Source organism: Enterobacter sp. UPMP2061 (genome assembly GCF_053709615.1).
The window spans coordinates 12,457-38,759 of sequence record NZ_JBSKJP010000011.1 but is presented as its reverse complement, the minus strand read 5'-3'; the positions used below and the strand labels follow the sequence as shown (position 1 = coordinate 38,759).

At 47.6% G+C, this 26,303-nt stretch carries 24 protein-coding genes and 3 pseudogenes; 16 read left to right on the top strand and 11 right to left on the bottom strand.

What is annotated here, in order from left to right:
* Positions 1-41: 41 nt before the first annotated feature.
* Positions 42-1,221 (top strand): annotated as a pseudogene (locus tag ACWKXX_RS18060) (tyrosine-type recombinase/integrase).
* A 644-nt stretch (positions 1,222-1,865) separates the two neighbouring features.
* Here the strand turns inward: ACWKXX_RS18060 and ACWKXX_RS18055 are convergent.
* From ACWKXX_RS18055 to ACWKXX_RS18045, 3 genes are read right to left on the bottom strand one after another with little or no spacing between them, the layout of a single operon-like run.
* Positions 1,866-3,011, bottom strand: coding sequence for a hypothetical protein (locus tag ACWKXX_RS18055; RefSeq protein WP_454540838.1), 1,146 nt, complete (start codon positions 3,009-3,011; stop codon positions 1,866-1,868).
* Positions 3,004-3,468, bottom strand: coding sequence for a response regulator (locus ACWKXX_RS18050; RefSeq protein WP_131346801.1), 465 nt, complete (start codon positions 3,466-3,468; stop codon positions 3,004-3,006). The genes ACWKXX_RS18055 and ACWKXX_RS18050 overlap by 8 nt, the downstream gene beginning before the upstream one ends.
* Entirely contained in the window at positions 3,443-6,898 is a 3,456-nt protein-coding gene (locus tag ACWKXX_RS18045) for a tetratricopeptide repeat protein (protein WP_284329619.1), read from the bottom strand. Before ACWKXX_RS18045 ends, ACWKXX_RS18050 begins: the two co-directional genes overlap by 26 nt.
* Before the next feature lie 305 nt (positions 6,899-7,203).
* Between ACWKXX_RS18045 and ACWKXX_RS18040 the strand changes: the two are divergent.
* The 5 genes and pseudogenes from ACWKXX_RS18040 to ACWKXX_RS18020 form a co-directional block, all read left to right on the top strand.
* Positions 7,204-7,435, top strand: a pseudogene (locus tag ACWKXX_RS18040) (ArsB/NhaD family transporter); the annotation flags it as partial.
* A 43-nt stretch (positions 7,436-7,478) separates the two neighbouring features.
* A pseudogene (locus ACWKXX_RS18035) lies at positions 7,479-7,556 on the top strand (transcriptional regulator); the annotation flags it as partial.
* A 25-nt stretch (positions 7,557-7,581) separates the two neighbouring features.
* On the top strand, positions 7,582-8,034 hold the full coding sequence (locus tag ACWKXX_RS18030) for a DUF4339 domain-containing protein (RefSeq protein WP_261666025.1): 453 nt from the start codon (positions 7,582-7,584) through the stop codon (positions 8,032-8,034).
* A 20-nt stretch (positions 8,035-8,054) separates the two neighbouring features.
* Positions 8,055-8,378: a toxin gene (locus tag ACWKXX_RS18025; RefSeq protein ID WP_261666027.1), complete on the top strand. Its 324-nt coding sequence runs from the start codon at positions 8,055-8,057 to the stop codon at positions 8,376-8,378.
* Between the two features lie 827 nt (positions 8,379-9,205).
* Positions 9,206-9,520 carry a hypothetical protein gene (locus tag ACWKXX_RS18020; RefSeq protein ID WP_047051840.1) on the top strand — a complete coding sequence of 105 codons (315 nt, stop codon included), beginning with the start codon at positions 9,206-9,208 and terminating at the stop codon, positions 9,518-9,520.
* Here ACWKXX_RS18020 and ACWKXX_RS18015 read toward each other — a convergent pair.
* Complete coding sequence (locus ACWKXX_RS18015; protein ID WP_047051839.1) at positions 9,517-10,326, bottom strand: DUF4225 domain-containing protein; 810 nt, start codon at positions 10,324-10,326, stop codon at positions 9,517-9,519. The genes ACWKXX_RS18020 and ACWKXX_RS18015 overlap by 4 nt on opposite strands.
* Before the next feature lie 412 nt (positions 10,327-10,738).
* Between ACWKXX_RS18015 and ACWKXX_RS18010 the strand changes: the two genes are divergently transcribed.
* The 5 genes from ACWKXX_RS18010 to ACWKXX_RS17990 all read left to right on the top strand — a co-directional run bounded on the left by ACWKXX_RS18010 (position 10,739) and on the right by ACWKXX_RS17990 (position 14,613).
* Positions 10,739-10,882, top strand: coding sequence for a hypothetical protein (locus tag ACWKXX_RS18010; RefSeq protein WP_176758427.1), 144 nt, complete (start codon positions 10,739-10,741; stop codon positions 10,880-10,882).
* Positions 10,883-11,141: 259 nt separating this feature from the next.
* Entirely contained in the window at positions 11,142-11,810 is a 669-nt protein-coding gene (locus ACWKXX_RS18005) for an isochorismatase family protein (RefSeq protein ID WP_023295377.1), read from the top strand.
* A gap of 222 nt (positions 11,811-12,032) precedes the next feature.
* Positions 12,033-13,208 (top strand): OmpP1/FadL family transporter, encoded by a 1,176-nt coding sequence (locus tag ACWKXX_RS18000; RefSeq protein ID WP_261666029.1) that lies wholly within the window; start codon positions 12,033-12,035, stop codon positions 13,206-13,208.
* A 63-nt stretch (positions 13,209-13,271) separates the two neighbouring features.
* Positions 13,272-13,901, top strand: a complete 630-nt coding sequence (locus ACWKXX_RS17995) for a winged helix-turn-helix transcriptional regulator (RefSeq protein ID WP_015571785.1) — start codon at positions 13,272-13,274, stop codon at positions 13,899-13,901.
* Positions 13,902-14,001: 100 nt separating this feature from the next.
* Positions 14,002-14,613: an outer membrane beta-barrel protein gene (locus ACWKXX_RS17990; RefSeq protein WP_284329618.1), complete on the top strand. Its 612-nt coding sequence runs from the start codon at positions 14,002-14,004 to the stop codon at positions 14,611-14,613.
* A gap of 59 nt (positions 14,614-14,672) precedes the next feature.
* Here the strand turns inward: ACWKXX_RS17990 and ACWKXX_RS17985 are convergent, their stop codons facing one another.
* Positions 14,673-15,071 (bottom strand): hypothetical protein, encoded by a 399-nt coding sequence (locus ACWKXX_RS17985; RefSeq protein WP_045330801.1) that lies wholly within the window; start codon positions 15,069-15,071, stop codon positions 14,673-14,675.
* Positions 15,072-15,242: 171 nt separating this feature from the next.
* Between ACWKXX_RS17985 and ACWKXX_RS17980 the strand changes: the two genes are divergently transcribed.
* Positions 15,243-17,225 (top strand): alkyl/aryl-sulfatase, encoded by a 1,983-nt coding sequence (locus tag ACWKXX_RS17980; protein WP_261666032.1) that lies wholly within the window; start codon positions 15,243-15,245, stop codon positions 17,223-17,225.
* 104 nt (positions 17,226-17,329) lie between these two features.
* Here ACWKXX_RS17980 and ACWKXX_RS17975 read toward each other — a convergent pair whose 3' ends face one another.
* Positions 17,330-18,214: an SDR family oxidoreductase gene (locus ACWKXX_RS17975; RefSeq protein ID WP_261666033.1), complete on the bottom strand. Its 885-nt coding sequence runs from the start codon at positions 18,212-18,214 to the stop codon at positions 17,330-17,332.
* 61 nt (positions 18,215-18,275) lie between these two features.
* Positions 18,276-18,665, bottom strand: a complete 390-nt coding sequence (locus ACWKXX_RS17970; protein WP_047051834.1) for a YdeI family stress tolerance OB fold protein — start codon at positions 18,663-18,665, stop codon at positions 18,276-18,278.
* Positions 18,666-18,804: 139 nt separating this feature from the next.
* Here ACWKXX_RS17970 and ACWKXX_RS17965 point away from each other — a divergent pair, with 139 nt between their 5' ends.
* The 4 genes from ACWKXX_RS17965 to ACWKXX_RS17950 are packed head-to-tail and all read left to right on the top strand — an operon-like array spanning position 18,805 to position 21,297.
* Positions 18,805-19,308, top strand: a complete 504-nt coding sequence (locus ACWKXX_RS17965) for a hypothetical protein (RefSeq protein WP_261666035.1) — start codon at positions 18,805-18,807, stop codon at positions 19,306-19,308.
* A gap of 9 nt (positions 19,309-19,317) precedes the next feature.
* Entirely contained in the window at positions 19,318-19,764 is a 447-nt protein-coding gene (locus tag ACWKXX_RS17960) for a DUF421 domain-containing protein (protein WP_006811854.1), read from the top strand.
* A gap of 11 nt (positions 19,765-19,775) precedes the next feature.
* A complete protein-coding gene (locus ACWKXX_RS17955; protein WP_003862863.1) occupies positions 19,776-20,294 on the top strand; it encodes a 2-oxo-tetronate isomerase in 519 nt (172 codons plus the stop codon).
* A gap of 16 nt (positions 20,295-20,310) precedes the next feature.
* Positions 20,311-21,297 carry an SDR family oxidoreductase gene (locus ACWKXX_RS17950; RefSeq protein WP_040118062.1) on the top strand — a complete coding sequence of 329 codons (987 nt, stop codon included), beginning with the start codon at positions 20,311-20,313 and terminating at the stop codon, positions 21,295-21,297.
* On the opposite strand, the gene ACWKXX_RS17945 is transcribed toward ACWKXX_RS17950, so the two are convergent.
* From ACWKXX_RS17945 to ACWKXX_RS17930, 4 genes are all read right to left on the bottom strand, one after another.
* Positions 21,298-22,923, bottom strand: coding sequence for an alpha-amylase family protein (locus tag ACWKXX_RS17945; RefSeq protein ID WP_017382873.1), 1,626 nt, complete (start codon positions 22,921-22,923; stop codon positions 21,298-21,300).
* A gap of 8 nt (positions 22,924-22,931) precedes the next feature.
* On the bottom strand, positions 22,932-23,942 hold the full coding sequence (cydB, locus tag ACWKXX_RS17940; protein ID WP_261666037.1) for a cytochrome d ubiquinol oxidase subunit II: 1,011 nt from the start codon (positions 23,940-23,942) through the stop codon (positions 22,932-22,934).
* Positions 23,942-25,345 carry a cytochrome ubiquinol oxidase subunit I gene (locus tag ACWKXX_RS17935; RefSeq protein ID WP_017382872.1) on the bottom strand — a complete coding sequence of 468 codons (1,404 nt, stop codon included), beginning with the start codon at positions 25,343-25,345 and terminating at the stop codon, positions 23,942-23,944. The genes cydB and ACWKXX_RS17935 overlap by 1 nt, the downstream gene beginning before the upstream one ends.
* Before the next feature lie 70 nt (positions 25,346-25,415).
* The gene (locus ACWKXX_RS17930) at positions 25,416-26,288 is read right to left on the bottom strand and encodes a manganese catalase family protein (RefSeq protein WP_015571777.1); all 873 of its coding nucleotides are present in this window, start codon (positions 26,286-26,288) and stop codon (positions 25,416-25,418) included.
* Between the last annotated feature and the right edge of the window lie 15 nt (positions 26,289-26,303).

Below are 26,303 nucleotides of genomic sequence, written 5' to 3'. Positions count from 1 at the left end.
GATGGGGGTATAATTGTACCCCCTGCAGAGAGGTACCCCCAATGAAGCTGACTGCTCGGCAGGTTGAAACTGCGAAACCCAAAGAGAAGCCCTACAAACTGGCCGATGGTGGTGGGCTTTACCCTGCTGGTTAATCCTAACGGTAAGAGATACTGGCGCCTCAAATACCGTTCGCTAGGTAAAGAGAAGCTACTTGCTATTGGCGTTTACCCTGATGTTTCTTTAGCTGAAGCCAGAAGTAAGCGTGAGGATGCAAAAAGAACATTAGCGGCTGGCAATGATCCTTCGCTTGAACGGAAAATTGAGAAACTTAGTCGTCAACAAGACACAGAAAACTCTTTTGAGGCTATCACGCGAGAGTGGTATCAGCGGCGCTATGACCGCTGGTCTGTCTCTTACCGTGAAGAGATGCTGAGAACCTTTGAAAAGGATGTGTTTCCTTATATCGGTCACCGGCCAATCAAAGATATCAAGCCGATGGAGTTGCTTACTGTTCTTTCAAAAATAGAAGCACGAGGAGCAACTGAGAAGGTCCGTAAGGTTCGCCAGCGTTGTGGTGAGGTCTGGAAGTATGCCGTTGTGACTGGCAGGGCCGAGTACAATCCAGCACCTGACCTAGCCAGCGCCGTTACTCCTCATGAGAAAGAGCACTATGCTTTTTTAACCCAGGATGAATTGCCAGAGTTTCTTCGGACTCTGAACACCTATGCTGGTAGTGTGCTTGTTAAGATTGCGATGCAATTGCTTATTTTAACAGGAGTAAGGCCTGGGGAGTTGAGGCAAGCGGAGTGGCAGGAATTTGATTTTGAGAAAAAGGTTTGGAATGTTCCAGCGGAACGTATGAAAATGCGCCGCCCTCATCTGGTTCCATTATCAAGCAAGGCAATTGACCTGCTTAATCAGCTTAAACCCATGACGGGAGCAGGAGCGTTGTTGTTCCCTGGACGTAATGATCCTAAGAAACCTATGAGCAATATGGCTTTGACTGTGTTGGTAAGGCGTATCGGCTATGCAGGTCGCGTCACAGGGCATGGATTCCGCCACACGATGAGTACCATTTTGCATGAGCAGGGATTCAACTCGGCCTGGATTGAGTTACAACTGGCTCACGTCGATAAGAACTCAATTCGCGGGACATATAACCACGCTCAGTATCTTGAAGGGAGAAGGGAGATGATGCAGTGGTATTCCGACTATTTAATCTCTGGCTGCAAAGGTTAACGAATTTAAGCGAAAGTAAAAATATTCTAGTTTTTATAAGCTATTTATTTAATTGACTAATTGCAGGTGTTTTTTTGTGCTCCAAGTATGTAGGGGCGTATCACCTCCAATAACAATTTCTAACTCTTTTTGACTGTAATTAGACTCTTTTTGTCAGGTGATTTATTGTATTTAAATTATTTAATCTTTCGCCATTGATGTCAATTTTTACAGGTACATCAATTTTGTAGTGTTTAATGAATATCTAGAGCTAAATCCAATCGCTCTGAACGGATGTAATCACTTTTAAACACTTAGTTCTATAAAACAATGCCGCCATTGAGGTTATCCAAAATGGCAGCATTGGTTGCAGATTTTTATCTTGAGTAGAACATTATTATCCTGCAGATATAATTTTTATCCATTTGTTAGATAAAGTACAGATAATTTCATTTTTTATGAAAAGTGGTTATTTTCGCTTTTTTAGTCAGAGCGCACGATAACATCACCGGCATAATGTACTTAGATGTTTAGTCAGTTTCAGTGTTATTGTGCTGAAGGACCTTCTTTAACTAGGAGGCGAATACAAAAAACAACTTTACAAAGGATTAGCTTAAGGAATAATTCAAAATAGTACACTCACTAACATTGATGAAGGATTGAGGTTAGATGAAAAAAAATAAAAGACATATCACCAGTATAATTAAGAGAATATTTATTCTGGTTGATAGAAGTATCTCAATGTTCTCGCGAAAATTTCCGAAATCCCGTTCATCGTGAGCAGTCACATCTCCACCAAAAAAAGGAAGCCAATATTTGCTCATGAAATTTGGTTCCCGATCAAAAAAATCATGTCCTCCATGATAGAATCTGTTAACTACTTCATCGCAACCCATGAACCCTCGGCGTCCCGCCATCCCCATGCCAATACATGCGATTTTTGATAAAAGTAATACATTATCGTTATAACCACATTCATTAATTATGTTCTCTATGTCAAACTTGTTTTTTAATAATGTCCATTGAAAGTTTTCTTTTAAAACACTACCAGCTAAAATAATGTTTTTAATTTTTAATTCCGTATCTATAGGAAGGGTTATAATCCCATTGGCTAAAACGTATGTACCAAAGCTATGAGAAATAAAATGAAATTCTGCATTTGGATAGCTATTGATGATATGAATTAGCTCCTCTCTAAAATGTTTTATAATCCTATTTCTGGCAAAGGGTAATAATAGCTGAATGCAAGAAAAATAATTATAACGATAAGTTTTTATTATAAATTCAGGTAACTTACTTGCTACTTCACTCTCAAATTTATTCTGCCATTTCCCTAAAGTTCGGATGCCATGTATAGACACTACAATATTTTTACCAGGAGATCTTTCCTTTCCAATTAAAGATTCTGCGCTCCATTCAATGCGATTTCTAATCGTTGTTTTCCATGAGGATGATGAAAAATCTTTTAGTGAGAAATCCAGCTCCGAAAATTTTGTTTCGTAAAGGGATATAAGTTTTGGATAAGCCGTCAGACCAATAATCTGATTAGGTCTTATATATCGACTCTTATCTCGAATTAGCTTCCCTAAAAAAATAACTCCACCATTTTCTTTGGGGGTTTCATCATCTTTTGCAGGAATGTTCAAGTCTAGAATGACTAATCGATATTTAGTAGTCCTTAAACATTCTAAACCACTCTTTATAGATTTTACATGATTAATTGATGTTTCGTGAATGCCAAAATCTAAAAGTTCAGCTTTAATTACGTCAGCCTTATTTTTCTCATCTTCAATAATCAGATATTTACTCACTGAATTCAATTCCATTTATTATTGAAATAAGTTCATTTACCCATTTGGAACTTTGTGGATCGTAAAATACGCATCCTTTAAAATTGTTGGGAAATGATTTTGACAAATCTTCTGTTAAATCACTTAAGCCTATGGCATCAACTAACCTTCCAAATACATCAAACTGAGTTAGAACGATGACAGGGATTTTAACTTTCCTATAATGCAACTTGCTTAACACATCTTTCCCTGCAAGTGGTCTAGGCGTTAGTATCGTCTTATCGTCTCTAGATTCAAAAGTCGGCATTGACATATCTAAAATGAGTAGATCGTATGTATTATCCTTGATAGCCATCATTGTGCTTTTGTAAGACTTAGTAATATCCAATGAATCATAAGTAATATTTTTATCTAAGGCTTCTTTTATGTAGGTTACTTTTTCAGGGCTGTCATCAGCTAACAATATTTTGATTTGCATTAATTTGCCCCTGAATTAAATAAATTGATAGGTTGAACGATTCATTATCGAAGTCAAGAGATATATCTAGGTAGTTTTTAACTCTCATATCGTAAGAAAACAGTTTTTTTATTTTATATAATCCACTTCCGGATTCACCGTTGGCTCCGATGATGTAGTTGCTATTTATTAGGGATTTAAGTTTTTCAATTTTGTCTTTTATTTTTTGCAATGCTTCTAAAGATGCTTTGTTAGAAAATCTAATAAGTATATTTTCTGAGTCATGATTTGTCACAGCAATATTTATGGCGATTGTATCTTTCATGCAGGAATGATTTATTGAGTTTTCAATCAATATTAAGAATATAGTTACGAATCGTCTAAAGTAATCACCTTTAATTGTTATATGTGTGTCATCAATGAGATTAGTTTCTAGACTAACATTTGGATGCAAGCTCTTAGTCATATCTAACGCAGCATCAAAGCTTGAGCCTATTAAGAATGGATTGTTTGTCTCATTTTTCCAATCTAACCAAGATATTAGCTCATTGATTTTTTCATTAACTTCTCGCTGTGATAGCCGAATTTTTCTTTTGAGTTCATCAAGTCTAGATATATTTGTGATATCGTCAGATAAAACCTCAAAGCAATTATTTATATTTTTTCTAAGAACTGTATCGACTTTATTTTTTAAGATTTCAAGTGCATCATTTGTTTGTGATACTAAGTAATCTATAATTAAATTAACAAAATCCTCGAAGTTCGATTGGTCATCTATATTTCCGCCTAGTTTTTCTATGACACCTGGATCGGAGAAAAAGTTGAATACTTTTTCACCTTCATTAAACTCACCAGTATTTATATGAATCCATCCCTTGGCAGTTTGCACTTCTTTATCAATAGATCTTGAGAATTGTCTAAAGGCATCATCAATTAACTCACGATTAACTTTGCTCAAATATACATACTGTTCAAACCAATAGTTTTCTCTTTCATAAATACCTTTGTCATTTTTGAGATAGAATAACTTGTGAGCTTTAATTGGACCTAAGAGTAGGTTTATTATTCCACCATGCCGGATGTTAAGATTGAGAAAATTATCTAACCCATAAAGAGGGCTGATAGTATATTCATCTCTGATTTTATAGAATAGATCTAACACTTTCGAATAGTAATTATTGGAACTGTAGCTGAAACTTTCGTAATCCTTAGTTATCTCGGTGTAATCTGAGTCCCTAAATGGGATTTTTTCTGATTTTTTTATTGATTCAAAATCATCAGAGAATTTACTGATGGCATTTATTTTCACTGATATTGTGTCAACTTCAATTCTTCCTGTACCGCAATCAGTTACGCATATTTCTTTAACAAGTTTCTCCAAGGTTCGAAACATCTCTACTCTTAATATATCTATTTCTTCATCGCTTTTATTATTAAAAGAAACTAATTTTTGTAATGTAACCATCCTGAAAAGTAATATTTCTTTATTGTTTTCGAAGATATCAAACGTCTCCATTATATCTTCATTGAGCACGTTTTCGAAGAAGTAGGAATTATTAATGTCAATATATATTTCTTCAGCGCGTGAGATATCCAATCGTTCAAGGATATCTTCACAGATTAAAGTTAAAATATACGAATATTCATTGTTTTTTAGATTGTTAAAGGTGTTTAATATAATTACCCTATCCATTAACTGCTCTAAATTCACATCATTATTGTTACTATCAATTATGAATATTGAGAATTCTTTAAGGCAAGAGTAAATGGCATTGGAGGACGTTTTTATGAGATTTGCTATGCGATTAAACGCTTGATCTATATGGTTCTCCTTAAAAAGGCACATAGCCAAGCGTGATAGTGCGTGTTCACTATATAATGGATCTTCAATGTTGGCTAGTTCATTGTAGTATTGATACGCAGTGTTATATTCTCTTTGTTGAAAATATTTGTCGCCGAGGGTTTTTAATTTTCGACCTTTATCAATGAATGTATCATTATTTATCTCATCATCATTTAGCGACAAAATTCTTTTGTATATAATTTCTTGTCCACAATGATTGATTTCTATATTCTCGTTGCTAAATAAATTAGCGAGTGAAGTATGGAAATCTAAAAAGCTATATAAATACTCGCTAGGATCGCTTTCAGAAGTAACTGTAAATTTCTCACACTGGAGTTTTATAAAAAAAGCCCAATTACAATGATATAAACGTAAAAAGTCCTTCATTAGTAATTTAATTAACTCACTTTTATAACTTTCAGTGTATAAATCAATAATTTTATTAATTATATCATTTAGAAGTGATTTTTTTTCACAACGACGGCCGCACCTGATTAATGATTTTACAAAGATTTCTATGATTGAAGTCGACAGCGGGTTTTCATCAAGTATTTTTTCACATAAGATGGCTGCGTCATTATAATGGCCTTTGAAATAGAGTTCTCCAACCTTAGCAATTCGCTCATCGTTTACATTATACTTGAACTCCAGTACTTTATTCGCACATAGAATATTTCGCAGAATTGAATCGTTGATATTATAATATAAATCTCTGATACTAGAAAAATTGAATCCATCAAGTCGATTATGAAGTTGGCAACTTATTATTATTCTTCTGAAATTCAAATAGCGATCTATTATATTACTCGATGAATTCTCGCATATTATTTTAGAAAGGTGGTTATAATTTTTTTCCGGGGAGTAGCAATGTGAAAAATCAATTTGTTCTATGGCTGTGTCGTTACGCGAAATCTTGAACTCTTCAGATTGATGCTGAATCGCAAATGTATATCTTTCGAATGAAACGCCTTTATCGCATCTTATGAACGGGTAACTCAGATGAACTTCTGATAAATTATTGTATTGGTTTTCTTTGAATATGGATGTTATTTTTTTATGGTATTCTAAGAAACCTTTTGAATTCCCCATTTCAAAAAACAAATTTAGCTTTGAAGAAATATACCAATTGCTATACCCAAAAGTATCAAATATTTTTTGGAGAGTTTCTGACGCTTCTCCTAATCTACTATTCAGTAGCAAGCAATCAAACTCATGTTGTAACTCTAGAAAATATTTTATTTCATCTGAAAAGGCATTGAGGATGATAATTTCAAATTCAAGGTCGTAAAATAACCCATGAAATGAATCTTTATACCTCACGCTTTCTTTTATTTCAACAGTATGAGGAAAGGCATATGGAATAATTGAATTTCGTACATCCTTATTTGCTAAAGTATTTTTCAACTCGTGTAGCGATTCGTTGTAGTCCTTATCCCTTAGACCTGAAAGTAAACCCGCACCATTAATACCTTTTTTGGGGATAATTAAGCGGCCCTTTCTGTCTTTTTTTATGACTGAGCGATTATTGATGTTTCTTTTAATTAGAGCGGTTGCATGTTGTTTTATTTTAGTCGCAAGACTCAATCCTTTTTTTCTTTTCTTTGTCACTTAGATAGTCCTTGTCAGAGAGGTTTAATCAAGAAACGCTACCGCCCTCAGGGAGGCCTGATGGGATTTTATGAAATGATAACCATGTCTACATATGTTAACATTACAATTCAATTAAATCAATTATTGTATAAATGGTTGAACTTAATTATTCAATTTTACTTTTATAAGAAATATTCATGAGTGTTTAAAATTTCATAAAGTGAATATCTTGTTTTTTAGCAATAATTCTTCCGAAGGGACAATGTGAGTGGTTCATTAGCCACTGTCGAATAGTCTTCTGATCCAGAACTCCCACCGCAAGAAACACCGCAACCGACGTTATCAAAGTGGCGATGATCTCTGCCAACGTGCGATCTGGGACCGAAAATTACACCTATTGGTATCTTGGCAGCGCTGCTCTGGCTAAATGTTCCTTCACACAAGAACATGACCATCACCTGGGGGTACTATTTCCGCACCGGGATCGTCATGACTCTGCCTGTGTTGTTTGTAACGCTGGCCGCGCTGGCGCTACGTCTCTCTTTCACTTTGTAATGAGATACTGATATGAATAACATCACTATTTATCACAACCCGGCTTCCGCACTTCAGCTGTATTCGCGAAGTCCTGTCTCCTGGGCCCTCTGAGGAGGAGCAGGGCAACACACTGATTTAATTGCCTCTGTTAAGAAGGAAAAACAATGACCTGGCATTACGAGAAAAATGGCATACGTCACGACAATGTGACCGAAGACGACATCACTGGCCTGATTATGCGCGGTGAACTGACGGCAACCACGCTGGTATGGCGACAGGGTATGACGGATTGGCAACCGGTCTCCACCACCCCGCTGGCTTCGGCGCTGCTCCACAGCACCACACCACCAGCGCTGCCGGGGCACCGCATTCCAGGCGGAGTGGTATGGACACTGGCATTTGCGCCTTTTATTGGCTATGCGCTGGAGTTGTGGACGGCAGGATTGAGCGGGATGTCATTTGACGAGGCATATGAGGCCGTCTCGGGCGGACGGTACTGGTTTATCACACTACTGCTCAATATCGCTCTGGGATATCTCGATGAACGACGTCTGCGTAAGGCCGGAGTGGATAGTTTCGGCTACGTATACATCGCTGTTTATCCCACTCAACGTTAATTACTTTCACGAGAGAAAAAATGAAATTTCTACCTGCAACAAATATGCGGGCGGCGAAGCCCTGTCTGTCGCCCGTAGCTGTCTGGCAAATGCTACTTACACGGCTGCTGGAACAACATTATGGCCTGACGCTAAACGATACACCTTTTAGTGATGAAACCGTTATAAAGGAACATATCGATGCCGGTATTACTCTTGCTAATGCCGTTAACTTTCTGGTGGAAAAGTACGAACTGGTCCGTATCGATCGCAGAGGGTTTAGCTGGCAAGAACAAACGCCATATCTCACGATTACCGATTTCATGAGGGCCCGCCGCGATCTGGGTTTAATGAATCGTAATTAGTCTGATGCTAACGGTATCGCTGCTTTTGAGTATGCCTTGTCATTTGGTATCATCTCGCTTCCTGCTGATTTATCGACAAAGGTAATTGCTTGAATTCAAAGCCTCTGTGCTTTGGTGGTATCTTTGGGGGTATAAGTAAATATATAACTTGAAAATTTCATATTTTTCAATTTATTGAGTGGCTTGTTCTAATCCCTTCACCCGCTCGAGTCTCCTCATAAATCAAAAAGTTATAAATTTTCAGTTAGTTACGTTGCTCCGCTTTAGCAGGTACAACTAAAACTACTCAATATTCTATGCCCGTACCTGTCGTCGCGTGACAGGGTCTGTAGTACAAGGGAACATATCATCCACGCTGGCGGTGGTTCCAGGTTCTTACCGCGACAGTACAACAACGAACAAAAAGCCGCGTACCTGGCATAATTCCCGAAACAGAGTGATCACACGCATTTAAGCCCGATGTGTGGCCCCATGAGCCACGTAAACAGGTGAATAGTGGTAAACGTACCTGCACACGACATGCAGGCTCTGCCAGCGCTTCGCTCACGCTCCGAAAGGTACACGAGCACCCTGATAAGGTGTGATCTCTCTGACAATCTGATTTGGTCACTGGTGACTTTCGCAAAGCGAAACCAACTAGGTTGTCCTGATGAAGTCGCTACGCTCCGCTTGTTGCTTGTATCACTAACGGGGCTTTATGGCTGCTATTGTCTGAAATCTGATTCAATGGACAAACATCATGTGGAATGCTGTAAAGTTCATCAGTATGATTGCTTGCACAATCAGCGATTGGGAAAACACTTCTGGGAGATAAGGGACGAGACGATATGAAAGTGACTGATGAGGCTTTGTTACGTTCAGGGTTTACGCAGCCCGAATTGCAGAAAATAAAAAGTAACATTGAAAAATATGGAGGAACGCTTGGAGAGGCCATAAATGACCTCGCCAGGCGATTTGTTACCTTGGCGGGAGTGGTGGCTGTGTGTGCCTTAATCCTACTGCTACTTATCGTCTTCAGCTCACCTGATAGAGCAGTTGCATGGGGGCTGGCGATGATCTTTGGGGTTGCCATTATGTCCTTCGCGCAGCCGCCGATAATTTCCTATAAATCCTGGCGTTACCGAAAAACTATCAAGGATTAACTGGTTCCATTTTCGGTTGTCAATAGATCGAAAATCACTTTTGCTTTAACACCATAACCGACAATCTTCATTGTTAGCTTAGGAGTGCTCATTGTGCTGACTTTGCGATAGTAATCGTGTGGAAGCCAGCGAAATAATCTCCAGGCTCCAGTTTTTCGAGCGAGTCCTACAATGCTGTACACACTGGCACCAAGAGTAACACCATTATAGAGAGCCAAGCCCGTGTTAGGATTAAATCCCATGAACTGGGCCGTATGCATCGCGGAGTCAGCAATGATACCTTGCGAGGGTTTATTTCCTTCTGGCTGATCAAAGTTGAGCACTTCTTTCGTTAATCCGTTCATTCCATCGGCAATCAGGACTGCCCCAGCCAGCATACCAATCGGCCCCATAGTGGATAACATCATAAAGCCACCAAAGAGAACCACGCCTGATAGCACCACATTTACAGCGGATATAACATAACCGACGATTTTATTATTTTCCTTAACAAATTCGACCTTCGCGTAAAGCTGTGCGGCTCTGGTTCTTAACAGGCGTTCTTGTTCGTGTAGATTATCTGTTTCGGCACGCAGATTTTTGATGCATGCAATGCATTCTTCATCGGTTTTGGCCCGTCGTGCAGTTTCAAATTCTTTATCTACAACCTGTTTTATTTCTTCGACAAACTTGATTCGTGTAAGACCATCTTGCAAATAGAATGCTGACAGCCGATTTGCTGTTTCGACGAGTTTCCGGGCTTCAAGATTCACCATGGTATCTGACCATGTTCTGTTCCAGCCCCTGTTGAGCAACGCAATATCCATTAAAGACTCCTTCCCAAAATGTGTCTGGTCATTTTACGTGCAATAAGGTCGAAGGCAACAGGAAGTATTTTCACAACCCGCCCCCGTGGGTGTCCCGTCTCTTTATCCTCCCGGTTTACATCCTCCTGCTTAAAATATCCCCGGCTCTGTTGGAGCACGGTCAGGCAACTAATTATGACGCTAACTATTTTTCTGGGGTTTGTATGAAATATCCTGGTGTTGCCACTGCGTCACACCGCTTTGCTTACGTTGCAATTTGCCTCGCTTTATTGCAACAGGCAAAAAGCTCTCTTTTCGTAGTAAAAAGCCTTCTTCTCCTAAACTACGAATCACCCATGGCATAACACGCTAAGTTGCACATTTCCTGTACCCTGGATACCCTGAGATTAATCCTAATAACTCAAGGGTGAGTATGGCTACCGGGAAGAGAAAGAACCAAAAGGAATCACCTGAAGAAGAGTTAGATCGCTTGCTGGATGCGCTTGAACTCACAGAGGAGCAACGGGAGTTTATTGAATCCATGCGGGAGGATAAGGGGGATCCCTGTGAGGAGTAACGCTTGCCTTCAGCCGAACGAATACGAATGGCCGCATAACGGCATTGTAAGGATCTCTTCTCCTCACTATGACTTTCCGTCAGCGTCGATGGCTCAGCGTACCGTGCCAGAAATTGTCCTGAAATGATGCGGTATTCAGACCGGATCGGACTACTATTCATTATGATTTATCAATGCATTATAGCCTGACCAGGTGCATGTAAAATCGCGGAGCCGGGAGAGTTGACGGCAATGTAAAAGAAATCATGAGGAAAGAAATATGGCTGCTACAAACGGTATGATTGATACTGATGACGCTGTAATTTTACTCATCGACCATCAGAGTGGCTTATTCAACACGGTACGTGATGTGCCTGTACCAGACCTTCGTAATTACGTGACAGCGATAGCCAAGGTTGCCACGCTTTTAAATATCCCGGTGATCACCACGGCCTCTGTCCCTGACGGTCCCAATGGCCCGCTCATCCCGGAAATTCACAAATATGCACCCCATGCCGTGTATGTTCCGCGCACCGGGCAGATTAATACCTGGGATAATCCGGCGTTTGTGAAGGAAGTGGAAAAGACGGGCAGAAAGACCCTGATTATTGCCGGCACGCTCACTAGCGTCTGCATGGCGTTCCCTGCGGTTAGCGCTGTCCAGGAAGGGTACAAGGTTTACTGTGTTGTGGATGCCTCGGGGAACTGGTCCAAAATCGCGACCGATACCACCATCGCGCGTGTGGCTCAGGCGGGGGCGATCCCTACCGATACGTTTGCCATTGTCGCTGAATTAATGAGAACCTGGAACCGCGCGGAAGGCTCACGCTTTGCTGAGATCCTGGCAGAGCATGTCTGTCCGGAATATAAGTGCCTGATTGAAAGTTTCGGCAAAGCTCAGGAAATTGCCAGAACGGGCCCGGAAACCAATCTGGAGCATTATAAGTAAGGCCGGATAAACCTGAACAAAATTCCTGGATTTTATCGTCCTGTACCTGAGTGTATTACAGGTGCAGGACGTAGCGGCGCCTTATTCTGGACGTCGCTGAACTGTCAGAGATATTAAGAGGGGCTGAACCGCGCATAATTTAAAATTAAACCCTCTTTCTTTTTACGTCATCAGACGCCCCTGTTATATCTGTCGGCAAATTTTTTATTTCCCGGATCGCAGATGAAAACACGACTCCTCCTGTGCGCGGGCTTATTTGCCGCCTCCAGTACCCATGCCAGCGCCCTCTATTTTTATGAAGTCGGCACCGAAGATACCGCGCTTGCCGGAGCAGGGCAGGCGGCTCGTGCGCAGGACGCCTCGACAATCATGACCAACCCTGCTGGCATGACGCGCCTGCCGGATCATATGGTCACCGGTGGGTTACAGGTTATGGATGGCTCCATCGATAACCAGCTGGATAACGATGCCCATCAAAGCCCCGGCGACGTGATGAAAACCATCCCGAATGCCAGCGCCTTTTATAGCCAGAAAATAAACGATGATCTTTATGCCGGGATCGGGCTTTACGGTAATTACGGTCTGGGGATCGATTACGGTAGCTGGGCGGGCGACAGGCTGATTAAAAAGAGCACCCTGGTCGCAATGACGCTCAGTCCGTCACTGGCATACAAGCTCAACGACCGCCTCTCAATAGGGGCGTCCGCCAACGTTAATTACGGTTATTTCTCGCTGACCCGCAACGTTAATGATAAAGACTATCGACAGCATGATGAGGACTGGGCCATGAGCTATCGGCTTGGGTTACTCATGCAACTGACCGACCAGACGCGAGCCGGTATTATATGGAACAGCGAGACGAACTATCGCTATTCTGTTAACGGCAAAGCTCGCATTCAGAATGGCGCCTACGACCTGCCGGTGTCGGCACAAATCAGCGCGCCGCAGCAAATCATGCTCAGTCTTGTGCATGATATTAACCCGCGGTGGTCGGTTATGGGCGATCTCGGCTGGCAGGACTGGAGCCAGTTCGGTGCGCCGCAAATCGTCGTTGGGGATAAGCAACTGAACAACGTCAGCCGCCTGAAAGATACGTGGCACGGTGCGGTGGGCGTGCAGTATCGTCCAACACCTCAGTGGCGACTGAATGCCGGTGTGGCGTTCGACAGTTCGCCGTATGAAAGTCAGAGTGATGTGGCCTTGACCTTACCCACCGGCGATGAGTGGCGATTTGGCACGGGAGCCCAGTATCAGATCACCCCGGCCAGCAATATAGGTATTGCCGTGTCGTATCTTCATATGCAGTCGTCGCATGTGAAATCGCCGACGGCGTTTGCCGGAAGTTACGATCATCCTTATCTTTGGTTTGCCAGCGTCAACTACAGCTATCAGTTTTGATCGGCTAACCGCTTAAAATATATGGTCTATAATGGCAGATATTCAATGTCAGAAGGTTGTACCATGCATATTTTACCGCCTGTTCGACCCGAAAAATCCATCGAACGACTGACCGCCATCCTTGAGCCGATAGCGGAGAAAGTGCACGTTGTTCCGCGTAAGCGACTTACCTGGTTACGGAAGGGGAAACAGCAGATGTACCTCTTTCTGGAAGGGGAGTTGTCCCTGCTGCGGGCTTCGGATGGACTGGTGGTAGTGACCGTTTACGAGCCGCATTTGTTTGGTATTGCAGAGATGATCCAGCCTACGCAGGGGCACCTTCTCCGTGCGGAAAGGGAGTCGACTATTTTACGTCTCGATGCGGACAAGGCGGCTGAGTTGTTTCGCGCCGAGGGCGTCTGGGAGGATGTCGCCGCGCTGCTCTCATACCATACGGCCTATTTAATATTCCGTGATGCCCAGGTACTCCAGCAGCGTACCTATTCCGTTATTCGTAACCACCTTCAGGAAATGATTTTGCTCCCGGAAGAGACGCGTCTGCGTACCACGATTCTGGAATATATCCAGGATCGTACGCTGCTCTCTCGCAGCAGTATACTCAATGTATTATCCGCCCTTAAGCAGGGGGAATATATCGCCTTTAAGCGCGGTGGATATCTGCTTGAGGTCAGACATTTACCCGAGTCATTCTAGCGAAAGTTTAAAATTAAACAGAAATGGAATTAACGCCACCGTTAATTTTCTATATCGTTTGCTTTCTCAGATTTAACTTTATCAAGTAAACGGTAATTTTATGAAAAAGACAGTTATCGCATTGATTATGGCTAATGCATTTACCGCCACTTCCGCGTTCGCCGCCGCTGATGCGGGCACCTGGTATAGCGGGGCGAAATTCGGCTGGTCTCACTATTTTGATACCAATATGGGTTCAAAAGCGTTTGAGAACACGCATTCCGATCATTTCGATTTTGACCATGATAATGTCGGCGGGGGGGGTTATACGGGTTATCAGATTACCCCATGGCTTGCGGTAGAAGGCGGTTATGATTATTTAGGCAACATGCAGATTAAAGGTCAGCATGGCGCCGGGGCGCAAATGAAGACGCAGGGCCTGCAAATGTCTCTGAAGGCCAGTTATGCCCTGACCAATGACTGGGATATTTACGGCCGTGCCGGTGCAATGGGCTATCGCGCTGAATCCGATGTAAGTGGTCACAATCGTTTTGAAACTGGTGTGCGCCCGCTTGCAGCCGTGGGTACTGAATACGCTTTCAATAAAAACTGGGCGGGTCGCCTGGAGTATCAGTGGGTAAGCAACGTGGGCAATGTTAACCAGATTGGCGTAAGCAGCGACCTGAGTTCCGTCACCGCAGGGCTTAGCTATCGCTTTGGTCAGTACGACTGATGCCCGTGATATGCCCATTAATAAAAACCCGGCTGCTTATATTGCCGGGTTTTTTATTTTCAGCTGGTGAATAACGGTTCAAGAATGATATGAATATTTTGCAGGCCCGTGACATTATTATCTTTCAGGTATTGCTGATTAACCATATCTAACTGTTCCAGTTTGGTCAGCGAGGCATAGACGCGTTGAACGTCACTGTCCGCAACAAAAATTTCTTTTGCGGTGGTGTCCTGAAGATACTGTGATTTTACGCTACGCGTTAAGGTCTCGATCTGCTGTTTATTTTCCTGATAAAGAGACGCGATATGCGATATCTGTGCCTGCGGCGGTTTTTCCCCCGGCAACACCAGTGGAATTTGCAGATGATTAATTTTTTCAACATTGTCTGGTTGGGGAGAACTACAGGCTGTTAATGTGCTGAGGGTTAATACAGCGAAAAAGAACGGCAGGCTCTTCATCGAATTACTCCGGGGAAATAACTGGACTCAGCATTATCCCTTAAGGACGCAGCGACGAAAGAATAAACTTATTTATTTATAAACGTTATTTTCATAGGTTAAAGATAAGCCTGGTGATAGCCTCCTTTCCCCCCATGTACCGCCAGCGTGAATATAACTCCTCGAGGAAGTATGAAATTTAAAACGCTCGTTAGTGCGATGGCCGTTGCTGGTCTGCTATTAGTCTCGTTGACCTCATTGCCTGTCCTGGCACAAAAGGAAGGGAAGGGAGCCACTGCCCATACGAAAGAGATGAATGATGCACTTTATGGTCAACTGCCCTTCTTTGATAAGACCGATTTCCGGAATGCGCACAAAGGCTTTATTGCCCCGCTGCCACCCGCGGTGATTAAAGGCGAAAAAGGCGCCGTTATCTGGAACCCCCAGAAATACGCTTTTATCAAAGAAGGGCAAAAAGCGCCGGATACCGTCAACCCGAGCCTGTGGCGTCAGGCGCAGCTGAATAATATTGGCGGTCTGTTTGAGGTCACGGAAGGCGTCTACCAGATCCGCAACCTCGATCTGTCGAATATGACGATTATAGAGGGCAAAGAGGGGATCACGGTTATCGATCCGCTGGTGTCTGCGGAAACGGCCAAAGCGGGCATAGATCTTTACGTTCAACATCGTGGCAAACGCCCGGTTGTTGCCGTTATTTATACCCATAGTCATGTCGATCATTATGGCGGCGTGCGTGGCGTAGTCGATGAAGCGGGAGTGATGACCGGCAAAGTGAAAGTCTATGCTCCAGCAGATTTTATGGAAGAGGCGGTATCGGAAAATATCATGGCCGGAAATGCCATGAGCCGCCGTGCCAGTTATATCTACGGAAACCTGTTAAAGGCCAATGTAAAAGGTCAGGTAGGGGCGGGGCTGGGAACGACCACCTCAGCCGGGACGGTCACGCTTATCGCGCCCACTCACGCCATTACCAAAGACGGGCAGAAAGAGATCATCGACGGTCTCACCTATGATTTTATGCTGGCGCCGGGGTCGGAAGCGCCGTCTGAAATGCTCTGGTATGTGGTAGAGAAAAAGCTGATTGAAGCAGCAGAGAACGTCACTCACACCCTGCACAATACTTACTCGCTGCGCGGGGCGAAAATACACGATCCGCTGGCATGGTCAAAATACATCAATAACGCCCTCGATCGTTGGGGGGATAAAGCGGAAATTATTATCGCGCAGCACCACTGGCCCACATGGGGTAATAAGAAAGTGGTGAAGCTGATGAAAAGCCAGCGTGATATCTACCGCTATATCAACGACCAGACGCTGAGGCTGGCGAATAAAGGGCTGACGAGGGATGAGATAGCCGCTAATTTCGCCCTGCCTTACGGGCTGGCGAAATCCTGGGCAGGCCGTGGCTATTACGGCTCGGTAAGCAACAATGTCAAAGCCACCTATGTCTACTATCTTGGCTGGTTCGACGGCAATCCGGCGACGCTCAATGAACTGCCTCCGGTCGAGGCGGCGAAAAAATATGTCGATTACATGGGCGGAGCCCGCGCGATCCTTGAAAAAGCCCGGGTTGATTATGCCCGGGGAAATTACCGCTGGGTGGCGCAGGTGATGAATAAAGTCGTTTTTGCCGATCCCAATAATAAGGCGGCGCGCGAACTGGAAGCGGACGCGTTTGAACAGCTGGGATACCAGGCTGAGTCAGGACCCTGGCGTAACGCCTACCTCACCGGTGCGCAGGAGTTGCGTAACGGCGTGAAGAGGATGCCGACACCCAATACCGCCAGCCCGGATGCGGTCCGTGCCATGTCGACTGAGATGATTTTTGACTACTTCGGCGTTCACCTTAATGGCGTCATAGCCGCGACTGCCAGAGGGATTTTTAACGTTGATCTGGGCCGCGAGGGCGGCAGGTACAAGCTGGAGCTGGAGAATGGCGTGCTGAACCATAGCGCCAACGCTCAGGCACAAGATCCGGATGCAACCATCACGCTCAGCCGCGAAACGCTGAATAAAATCATCCTCAAAGAGACCACGCTGAAAAAGGCGCAACAGGCAGGAGAGGTGACGGTCGTCGGCAATGCCGCGAAGGTGAACGAAATGCTGCGCTGCATGGAGAGCTTCAGCTTCTGGTTTCCTGTCGTCACCCCTTAAACGTAAAAAAGGCTGCTTTCGCAGCCCTTTAGCATTCGCCTGCAACAGTTTGCCGGGTGTGGCGGCTTCGCCTTACCCGGCCTACACTCTGCGCGCCTTGAGCGCTAGATGACGCCATCCCCGCCGTCTGAACACCACACCTGCCCGGAGGTGTATGAACACTCATCCGAGGCCAGGGTGACATACAGCGGTGCGATCTCCACGGGCTGTCCCGGGCGTCCCAGAGGGGTACTCTCGCCAAAGTGTTTCACTTTTTCCTGTGGCTGCCCACCGCTGGGCTGAAGCACGGTCCAGTAAGGTCCCGGCGCTACCGCATTCACGCGGATTCCCTTCGGTCCCAGTTGTTTCGCCAGCGCTTTGGTGAACACCGCGAGACAGGCTTTGGTCTGCGCATAGTCAAGCAGTACGGCGCTCGGTTTCACCGCCTGTACAGATGAGGTGTTAATGATGGAAGCAGGGGCTTTGATGTGGTGCAACGCCGCCTTTGTGATCCAGAAAGGCGCATAGACGTTGGTCTTAAAGGTCGCGTCAAAATCTTCCGTGGTCAGTTCTTCCAGCGACTCACGATACTGCTGGCGGCCTGCGTTATTCACCAGGATATCCAGCCCGCCCAGTTTTGAGACGGCCTGCTCTACCAGGTTCTGACAAAAAGTTTCATCCCGCACATCGCCCGGAAGCGCGACGGCGTTCCGTCCTTCCGCTTTAATCAGGGCGATGACTTCCGCTGCGTCTTCTTCCTCTTCCGGCAAATAGTTAATGGCGACGTCTGCCCCTTCGCGGGCATAGGCAATGGCTACCGCGCGTCCGATGCCGGAATCGCCCCCGGTAATTAGCGCCTTCTTACCTGCAAGACGACCGTGCCCTTTGTAGCTCTTCTCGCCGTGGTCGGGTACGGGTTCCATCTCAGAGGCCAGGCCCGGTGGCGTCTGAGGCTGCTCCGGGAAAGGTGGCGTTGGGTAAGCGTTCGTACGTTGTTCATTATCACTCATAGCTAACTCCTTGTTAGGGGTGAGATTTGATGGATAGTTACAGCGTTAACGCTTCGCTGAATTATTTTTGCAAGTGGCTGACCCGCACTACGGGTGGGGAGGATTTTTTATCGAGCGAGCCGCTAATACTGATCATGTTGTCAGGTTCCACGGTTCTGTCGTCAAATACGGCTTTCGGGATAATAACGTCGATTTTCCCTGTTTTATCCTGGAATACGTATTTATCGCCATTGCCGTCAATAAGATTGCCGCGCAGTGAAATAGAGGCGCCATCATGCATCTCTTTCGCCTGAGTAATGGTCATAATGCGCGCATCATCGGTACCACGATAACCGCTGTCCAGCGCATGTGGCGGTGGCGGCGCGTCACCCTTTTGTAACCCGCCGTTATTATCTGCCCATGCAGAAGGGATAATTAATATTAACAAGGCTGAAATCACTGATAATTTCATCTGATATCCTTCATTTTGGATGTCTTGACTTATTAAGTATTGTTGCTATTCCTTTATGTGGCAAATGTGATAAGTCTTAAAAGCATTTACACAGAAAAATCAAAAATTTCGGCAATTAAGCGAAACGGTGACGACAGCCATGGAACCAAAAAATGAAAAAGTGCCTGGGATAAAAGAGAGTAGCCGTTTACTGACGTTTGAGTACGCATTTCGCCAGGTGGGTTTTATTGTGCTGTTAGCTATTATCGTGGCGGCAATTGCCGGGCTGTTTTCAAGCGGCGTGGTCAGCGACGTGGAGAAAACAAACGATGCAAAATCCCTGACCCTGAACTATGAGCGCTTCGGTCGCCGCCAGACCGAATCGCGGATGGCGGTGACGTTTCCGGTGACGTCTGAGGGGAAATATACCCTCAGCCTGACCAGCGAAAGCAGCGACGCATATGAGCCCGGCAGCGTCTGGCCACAGCCGGACAGTATGTACAGCCGGGGGAATACCCTGTTTCTCGTCTACGATCGTTTACAACAGACCGATAAATTTACCGTTTTGTTATTTATCACGCCGTCAAAAGCAGGGAAGTGGACAAACAGCATCCGCGTAAACAACGAGCCAGATATCCATTTCTGGCAGTTTATTTACCCCTAGGAGTCGAATATGGACATGGTTTTTCGTGCCCTGGCAATTTACCTGTTTCTGGTCATTGTGTTTAAAGTTGCCGGGCGACGCGCCCTGCTACAAATGACCAGTTTTGACCTTATTTTGCTCTTAATTATCAGTGAGGCGACACAACAGGCGCTGCTTGGTGAAGATTTCTCCGTCACCGGTGCGATGATTACAATAACAACGCTGGTGGTGGTTGATATTATTTTTGGCCTGCTGAAGAAATATTTTTCCACCGTTGAGAATATTCTTGATGGCACGCCGGTGATATTGGTGGAGAACGGTGTTCCCCTTGCCGATAAACTGAAAAAGGTCGATGTATCCTGTGATGATATATTGGTATCAGCCCGCCAGAATCACGGTATTACAGAATTGAAGGAGATTAAATACGCTATTCTTGAGCGTAATGGTCATATTTCTATTATTCCTGACGAAAATTAAGGGGCAATGCGATGAGCAATCTTATTCACGACAGCAACAGCACCATCAGCGAGCTGACGAAAAAGCTCGCCACTCAGCTTACGGACAGAGGTTTGCGGTTAACTACCGCAGAGTCCTGTACCGGGGGCAACCTCGCGGTTGCGCTTTGTGCCGAAGAGAACACGGCGGAATTTTATGACGTTGGCATGGTGGTGTTCAGCGATGCGGCGAAGGAGAGGATCCTCGGCGTGCGGCACGAAACCATTGAGCGCTTCACCGCCGTCAGTGAACAAACGGTGACCGAGATGGCCGCTAAAATTCGCGAAATTGCCGAGGCGGATATCGGCCTTGCCATCAGCGGGTATGCGGGACCGGAAGGCGGAGACGATGGCACCGCAGCCGGTACGGTCTGCTTCGGCTGGAATATTCGCGGGCAGACGGAAACCCGCACCGTGCTGTTTTCCGGTGAATGTCAGGATGTGGTGGATAAAGCGGTGCGTTATTCCCTGTCTGAACTGATCGAAATACTCTCCGGCTGGGATAACGTCTGAAACAAGGGGAAAGGCTATGGCTGTGATCGTTATTACCGGCGGTACGGCGGGCGTGGGGAAAGCCACGGCGCTGCACTTTGCCAAGGCGGGCTACGATGTGGGCATCATTGCCCGCGACGAGCAGAGCCTGCGCTCCACAGAAGAGGAGTTGCGCCGTTTCGGGATCAACGCCTGCGCCGTTCAGGCCGACGTGGCGGACAGCAAGGCGGTGACCGATGCTGCTAACGAGATTGAATACCGGCTTGGGGCCATCGATGTGTGGGTGAATAACGCCATGGGCGGGATGCTGGCGCCGTTTCGCACCATGTCGCCTGAGGAGTTTCGCCGCGTCACCGAGGTGACCTATCTGGGGTATGTTAACGGCACCCGCGCCGCGCTGGAGTTAATGACCCCACGCGATCGCGGAACGATTATTCAGGTTGGCTCCGCGCTGGCCTACCGCTCCATTCCCTTGCAGTCAGCCTACTGCGGGGCGAAAGCCGCAATCCGCGGATTTACCGATGCCGTGCGCACCGAACTGATGCATGAAAACAGCCGGGTGCAGATCGCAATGGTACAGATGCCAGGCCTCAATACGCCGCAGTTCGAGTGGGCGAGGAATAAATTTGCCTGGGCGATGCGCCCGGTTCCTCCCGTTTTTCAGCCGGAAGTAGCTGCCAGCGCTATTTTTAAGGTGGCGCAGAAACCGGTGCGGGAACTGTGGGTGGGCAGCAGCACCGTCCAGTCGATTGTCGGGCAATTTCTTTTCCCCGGCTTTCTGGATCGGCTGATGGTTAAAAAGGCCTGGGAAGGGCAGATGACCGATACGTTAAATGCGGATGACCGTCAGGACTATCTGGATCAGCCGGTCAACGACCTGCATAAAATCCACGGGCACTTCACCGACGAAGCAAAAGAGCGCGCTATCAGCGTCACCTCCGGCATGCCGGGGAAAGTGCTGCTCGGCTCCCTTGCCGTCACGGGCGCGATCGTGGCCCGTCTGCTGCTCTCGCGGAGACGATAATCAGCGCAGTGCGGTACGATCGGTCCAGAACCAGCGGTAGCCATAGCCGCTGAGGTTAAGCGCGACGGTTTTGCCGCACACCAGCGCGTCGTCGTAGCGTTTGTCCGCCAGGCAGGCGGTCCAGGTCGCATGCCGGATCCCTCTGGCGGTAAAATTAACGGGCTTATCGCTGAAGTTAACGAAGGTCAGAATGCTGCGCGTGTCGGTTTCGTAATAGATCCCCAGTACCGCATCGCTGTCGATATTAATAAGACGAAACGGCGCGACGCCGATCTCAGGGAACTCCGAGCGCGTATTGGCGATATCGATAATGCAGTGCAGGAGTGAGTTGCGGTGCAACAGCGAATCCGCCACGTTGATTTTTTGATAGCGGTACGGGCCGTGGTCAATCATCGGGGCGACAAAAGTTTCCGGGTCGGCATCTGAGAAACCGCCGCCTTGCGATCCGGCCCACTGCATCGGGGTGCGTACGGCGTAACGCTCCTCAAGATCCAAATCATCCCCCATGCCAATCTCATCCCCGTAGCGCATGACCGGTACGCCCGGTAGCGAAAACAAGACCGCATGGCAAAAGGCCAGCCGCTTTCGATCGCCATTAAGCATCGGCGCCAGACGGCGGCGGATACCTCGCTGATACACACTCATCTCTTCGTCAGGGGCAAAGGTATCGATGACGGTCTGCTTCGCTTTTTTTCCTATCCCTTCCAGATCCAGCTCATCATGATTGCGCAGCCAGTTGGCGAAGCAGCAGGAGTCCGGCGGCACAATCATCTTCTTCACCGCGTTGCGCAGCGGTCGTGCGCTCTTCTCTGCCAGGCTGACGTAAAAGTACTTATTGAGCCAGAAATTCAGCACCAGGTTGAGCCGGTCGTTCTGACCAAAATAATCTTTGTAGGCCTCGACCTCCACGTCGACTTCGCCGAGCAGGATCGCGTCCGGGTTACGCTGCCCGATAAGACGGCGCAGATGCTCCAGGATCCACAGGCCGCGTTTTTCATCCCCACGTCCGGCCTGTTTTGTCAGGTGCGATGCCGCATCCAGGCGAAAGCCCGACACCCCGAGCTTTAGCCAGAAGATGATGATGTTCTCAATCTCCTTTAGCACCGCAGGGGAGGCCAGATTGAGATCCGGCTCGTGGTGATAAAACATATGCCGGTAGTATTGCCCCGCCTCGTCGTCCCATGTCCAGATGCTCTTCTCCACGCCGGGGAACATCGGTGGCGTATCGTCGTCGTCCGTGTCGGACCACAGGTAATAGTCACGGTAGGGTGACTGGGGGTTGCGGCGGGCCTGTTGAAACCAGGGATGCGCATCCGAGGTATGCTGGATCAGCAGCTCAATAATGACCTGCATCCCCAGCTCCCGCGCCTGTTCAATAAAGGCGATGATATCGTTGAGCTTGCCGAAGCGGGGATCGACCTGCAAATGGTCGCTCACGTCATAACCTTCATCGAGAAAAGGCGTGAGGTAAAACGGGGTGATCCAGATAACCGTCGCGCCCATCCGGCGGATGTAGCGCAGCTTCGCGGTGATTCCGGCGATGTCGCCACAGCCATCGCCGTTAAGATCGTAAAACAGGGCGGTATCAATCTGGTAAATAATGGCGCGTGTATGCCAGCCTGCCATAGCAATCCTTAATGATAACCTTCGGTATCAGACACTTTGCCCCGGAAGACGTAGTAGCTCCAGGCGGTATAAACCAGGATCACCGGGATGATTAACAGTGTACCAATCAGCATAAACAGCTGGCTGGCAGGCGGCGCGGCGGCTTCCCACAGGGTGATGTGCGGCGGAATAATGTGTGGCCACAGGCTGATGCCCAGGCCGCTAAAGCCGAGGAAGATCAGGCCCAGCGTTAACAGGAACGGACGGGCATGGCTGTCGGGATTGCGCGTCAGCCGCCAGATCCACAGGCTGAATACCGCCACCAGAACCGGAACTGGCAGGAACCAGAAGAAGTTAGGCAGAGTAAACCAGCGCTCGGCGACAAACTGCCAGCCGAGCGGGGTCCAGATACTTACCACCGCAATAACGGCAATCAGCGCCAGCAGCACGTGGCGGGTCAGCTCGCGCATCCGATATTGCAGCGCGCCTTCGCTTTTCATGATCAGCCACGTGGTAGCCAGCAGGGTATAGGCGACACTTAAGCCCAGCCCGCAGAACAGATTAAACGGGGTGAACCAGTCCAGCGAGGAGCCCACAAAGCGACGCCCTTCCACGTCAAAGCCGTTGATCATCGCGCCAACCACGATCCCCTGGCTGAAGGTTGCCAGCAGGGAACCGCCGGCAAAGGAGTAGTCCCAGAATTTGCGGTGTGAAGGGGTCGCCTTAAAGCGAAACTCAAACGCCACGCCGCGGAAAATAAGCCCGATCAGCATGGCCGTCAGCGGGATGGTCAGGGCATCGATTATTACCGCGTAGGCCAGCGGAAACGCGCCGAACAACCCTGCGCCGCCGAGGACCAGCCAGGTTTCATTTCCGTCCCAGACCGGGGCGACGCTGTTCACCATCACGTCGCGCTCTTTGGCATCGCCCACAAAGCTGAACAGCATGCCGATACCGAGATCGAAACCGTCCATGATGATGTACATCAGCGTGGCGAAGACAATAATGGCAAACCAGATGACCGGGATATCGACGCCCATCAGATCTTCTCCTCTTCCGGAACAGACTCGGCGGCGGACAGCGGACGGGCAGGGGTGCCCGATGTATTAGACGTTAGCGTGCCCACAGGCTGCGGACCTTTCTTAATCAACCGGGCGAGATACACATAACCCACGCCAAATACCGAACAGTAGACCACGATAAAGGCCAGCAGGCTGATGCTCATCTGCAACGTACTGTGCAGAGACACCGCATCTATCGTGCGCAGATAGCCGTAAACGACCCACGGCTGGCGGCCCACTTCGGTGGTGACCCACCCGGCGAGCAGCGCGAGCAGTCCGGCAGGCCCCATACAGAGGGCAAACCAGTGGAATGGCCGCGAGTGATAGAGTCGACGGCGATAGCGCAGCCAGACGCTCAGCACGCCAAGGGTAATCATCAGCAGCCCCATGCCGACCATAATGCGGAAGGACCAGAAGACGATGAGCGAGTTAGGGCGGTCCTCTTTCGGGAAATCCTTCAGCGCCGGGACCTGTTTATCCAGGCTGTGCGTCAGGATCAGGCTGCCGAGCGCGGGAATTTCAAGCCCGTATTTGGTGCGCTCCTCTTCCATATCCGGTACGCCAAACAGCAGCAGCGGGGTGGCCTCGCCGGGCGGGTTTTCCCAGTGGCCTTCAATCGCGGCGATTTTGGCAGGCTGGTGCTCAAGCGTATTCAGGCCGTGCATATCCCCAACCACGGCCTGAATGGGCGCGACCAGCAGCGCCATCCACATGGCCATGGAGAACATTGTGCGAATAGCGGGCGTATCGTTACCGCGCAGCAGATGCCATGCCCCGGACGCGCCCACAAACAAGGCGCTGCACAGGAAGGCGGCGATGGACATATGGATCAGGCGGTAAGGGAATGAGGGGTTAAAGATAATGGCCAGCCAGTCTTCGGGAATGACCTGACCGTTCTGAATACTGAAGCCCTGCGGGGTGTGCATCCAGCTGTTGGAGGCGAGGATCCAGAAAGTGGACATCAGCGTGCCCAGCGCCACCATGCAGGTGGCAAAGAAGTGCAGGCCGGGGCCGACCTTGTTCCAGCCGAACAGCATCACGCCTAAGAAACCAGCTTCCAGGAAGAAGGCGGTTAGTACTTCATAGGTGAGCAGAGGGCCGGTTATGCTGCCTGCGAACTGGGAAAAGCCGCTCCAGTTAGTCCCAAACTGGTAAGCCATGACCAGCCCGGAAACCACGCCCATACCAAAGTTGACGGCGAAAATTTTCAGCCAGAAATGGTATAGCGAGCGCCAGACATCATTTTTGGTGCGAAGCCACATGCCTTCGAGAACCACCAGATAGCTCGCAAGCCCGATGGTGATCGCCGGGAAGAGAATATGAAAAGAGACGGTAAAGGCGAACTGTATCCTGGCCAGATGAAACGCATCAAGCTCGAACATGCTCCGTACCTCTGGAACTGATAGCGCACAAGGCATTGCCAGACAGCCTCAGGCTGCCTGGCAAAACCGGTTACGGTTTTTTCTTACCTGCGCCAAGCTCGGCACCGGTAAGCGGATCGGCATTAGGGTCGGATTTCGTGCGTGCGCACATCGCTTTGACCAGCGTTTCCTGCTCTGTAGTGAGCGTTACGCTTGCGCCGCCGTCACCGCCATCGACCGCTGGCTGAGGAGATTCCACGTAGTCGAAGTGCTTATCGCTGTTCCAGCTGCCGCGAACTTCTCCCCCCTCAGACATATTGTAGTACTTGTTGGTGTACTCTTCGATTGGCGGCAATTTACCCGGTGGGAAATTGTTACGGATCGACTGGAGTGCCTTCTCAAACGAGAGCTGGTGTGCTGCCTCACGCGTCATTAAAAACGCCAGCGCATCTTTAACACCCGGATCGTCCGTTACGTTAATAAGCCGTTCGTAGATAATTTTGGCGCGCGCCTCGGCCGCTATGTTAGAGCGCAGATCCGCGGTCGGTTCGCCAATGGTATCCACGTACGCCGCCGTCCACGGTACGCCTGCGGAGTTAGTAAGCGGAGTACCGCCGCCGTAGAGCAGGGAGGTGATATGACTGTCGTTGCCGTTCTCGGTCATGGAGCGGTACAGTTCCGCTTCATTTTCAACGCCTTCCGCCAGTTCGCCTTTCGCACCCTTATTGAGCATACCCACCAGGGTGCCGATAATTTCCAGGTGACTTAACTCCTCGGTCGCGATATCCATCAGCATATCTTTACGACCGGGATCGTCGTCGCTTAATCCTTGCGTAAAGTAACGACATGCCGCGGCAAGTTCGCCCTGTGGCCCGCCAAACTGCTCAAGCAGAAGATTGGCCAGGCCCGGATTCGGTTCGGCTACGCGTACCGTGTATTGCAGCTGTTTTACGTGTCGAAACATACATTCTCCCTATTT

What these genes read in the sequence shown, in the direction of transcription:
- ACWKXX_RS18025 (WP_261666027.1), top strand. Translation starts at nt 8,055, where the DNA reads ATGAAATTTCTACCTGCAACAAATATGCGGGCGGCGAAGCCCTGTCTG.
- ACWKXX_RS18005 (WP_023295377.1), top strand. Translation starts at nt 11,142, where the DNA reads ATGGCTGCTACAAACGGTATGATTGATACTGATGACGCTGTAATTTTA.
- ACWKXX_RS18010 (WP_176758427.1), top strand. Translation starts at nt 10,739, where the DNA reads ATGGCTACCGGGAAGAGAAAGAACCAAAAGGAATCACCTGAAGAAGAG.
- ACWKXX_RS17975 (WP_261666033.1), bottom strand. Translation starts at nt 18,214, where the DNA reads ATGAGTGATAATGAACAACGTACGAACGCTTACCCAACGCCACCTTTC.
- ACWKXX_RS17945 (WP_017382873.1), bottom strand. Translation starts at nt 22,923, where the DNA reads ATGGCAGGCTGGCATACACGCGCCATTATTTACCAGATTGATACCGCC.
- ACWKXX_RS17930 (WP_015571777.1), bottom strand. Translation starts at nt 26,288, where the DNA reads ATGTTTCGACACGTAAAACAGCTGCAATACACGGTACGCGTAGCCGAA.
- cydB (WP_261666037.1), bottom strand. Translation starts at nt 23,942, where the DNA reads ATGGGCGTCGATATCCCGGTCATCTGGTTTGCCATTATTGTCTTCGCC.
- ACWKXX_RS18015 (WP_047051839.1), bottom strand. Translation starts at nt 10,326, where the DNA reads ATGGATATTGCGTTGCTCAACAGGGGCTGGAACAGAACATGGTCAGAT.
- ACWKXX_RS17960 (WP_006811854.1), top strand. Translation starts at nt 19,318, where the DNA reads ATGGACATGGTTTTTCGTGCCCTGGCAATTTACCTGTTTCTGGTCATT.
- ACWKXX_RS17965 (WP_261666035.1), top strand. Translation starts at nt 18,805, where the DNA reads ATGGAACCAAAAAATGAAAAAGTGCCTGGGATAAAAGAGAGTAGCCGT.
- ACWKXX_RS17980 (WP_261666032.1), top strand. Translation starts at nt 15,243, where the DNA reads ATGAAATTTAAAACGCTCGTTAGTGCGATGGCCGTTGCTGGTCTGCTA.
- ACWKXX_RS18020 (WP_047051840.1), top strand. Translation starts at nt 9,206, where the DNA reads ATGAAAGTGACTGATGAGGCTTTGTTACGTTCAGGGTTTACGCAGCCC.
- ACWKXX_RS18000 (WP_261666029.1), top strand. Translation starts at nt 12,033, where the DNA reads ATGAAAACACGACTCCTCCTGTGCGCGGGCTTATTTGCCGCCTCCAGT.
- ACWKXX_RS18050 (WP_131346801.1), bottom strand. Translation starts at nt 3,468, where the DNA reads ATGCAAATCAAAATATTGTTAGCTGATGACAGCCCTGAAAAAGTAACC.
- ACWKXX_RS18030 (WP_261666025.1), top strand. Translation starts at nt 7,582, where the DNA reads ATGACCTGGCATTACGAGAAAAATGGCATACGTCACGACAATGTGACC.
- ACWKXX_RS17990 (WP_284329618.1), top strand. Translation starts at nt 14,002, where the DNA reads ATGAAAAAGACAGTTATCGCATTGATTATGGCTAATGCATTTACCGCC.
- ACWKXX_RS17985 (WP_045330801.1), bottom strand. Translation starts at nt 15,071, where the DNA reads ATGAAGAGCCTGCCGTTCTTTTTCGCTGTATTAACCCTCAGCACATTA.
- ACWKXX_RS17955 (WP_003862863.1), top strand. Translation starts at nt 19,776, where the DNA reads ATGAGCAATCTTATTCACGACAGCAACAGCACCATCAGCGAGCTGACG.
- ACWKXX_RS17970 (WP_047051834.1), bottom strand. Translation starts at nt 18,665, where the DNA reads ATGAAATTATCAGTGATTTCAGCCTTGTTAATATTAATTATCCCTTCT.
- ACWKXX_RS17950 (WP_040118062.1), top strand. Translation starts at nt 20,311, where the DNA reads ATGGCTGTGATCGTTATTACCGGCGGTACGGCGGGCGTGGGGAAAGCC.
- ACWKXX_RS17995 (WP_015571785.1), top strand. Translation starts at nt 13,272, where the DNA reads ATGCATATTTTACCGCCTGTTCGACCCGAAAAATCCATCGAACGACTG.
- ACWKXX_RS17935 (WP_017382872.1), bottom strand. Translation starts at nt 25,345, where the DNA reads ATGTTCGAGCTTGATGCGTTTCATCTGGCCAGGATACAGTTCGCCTTT.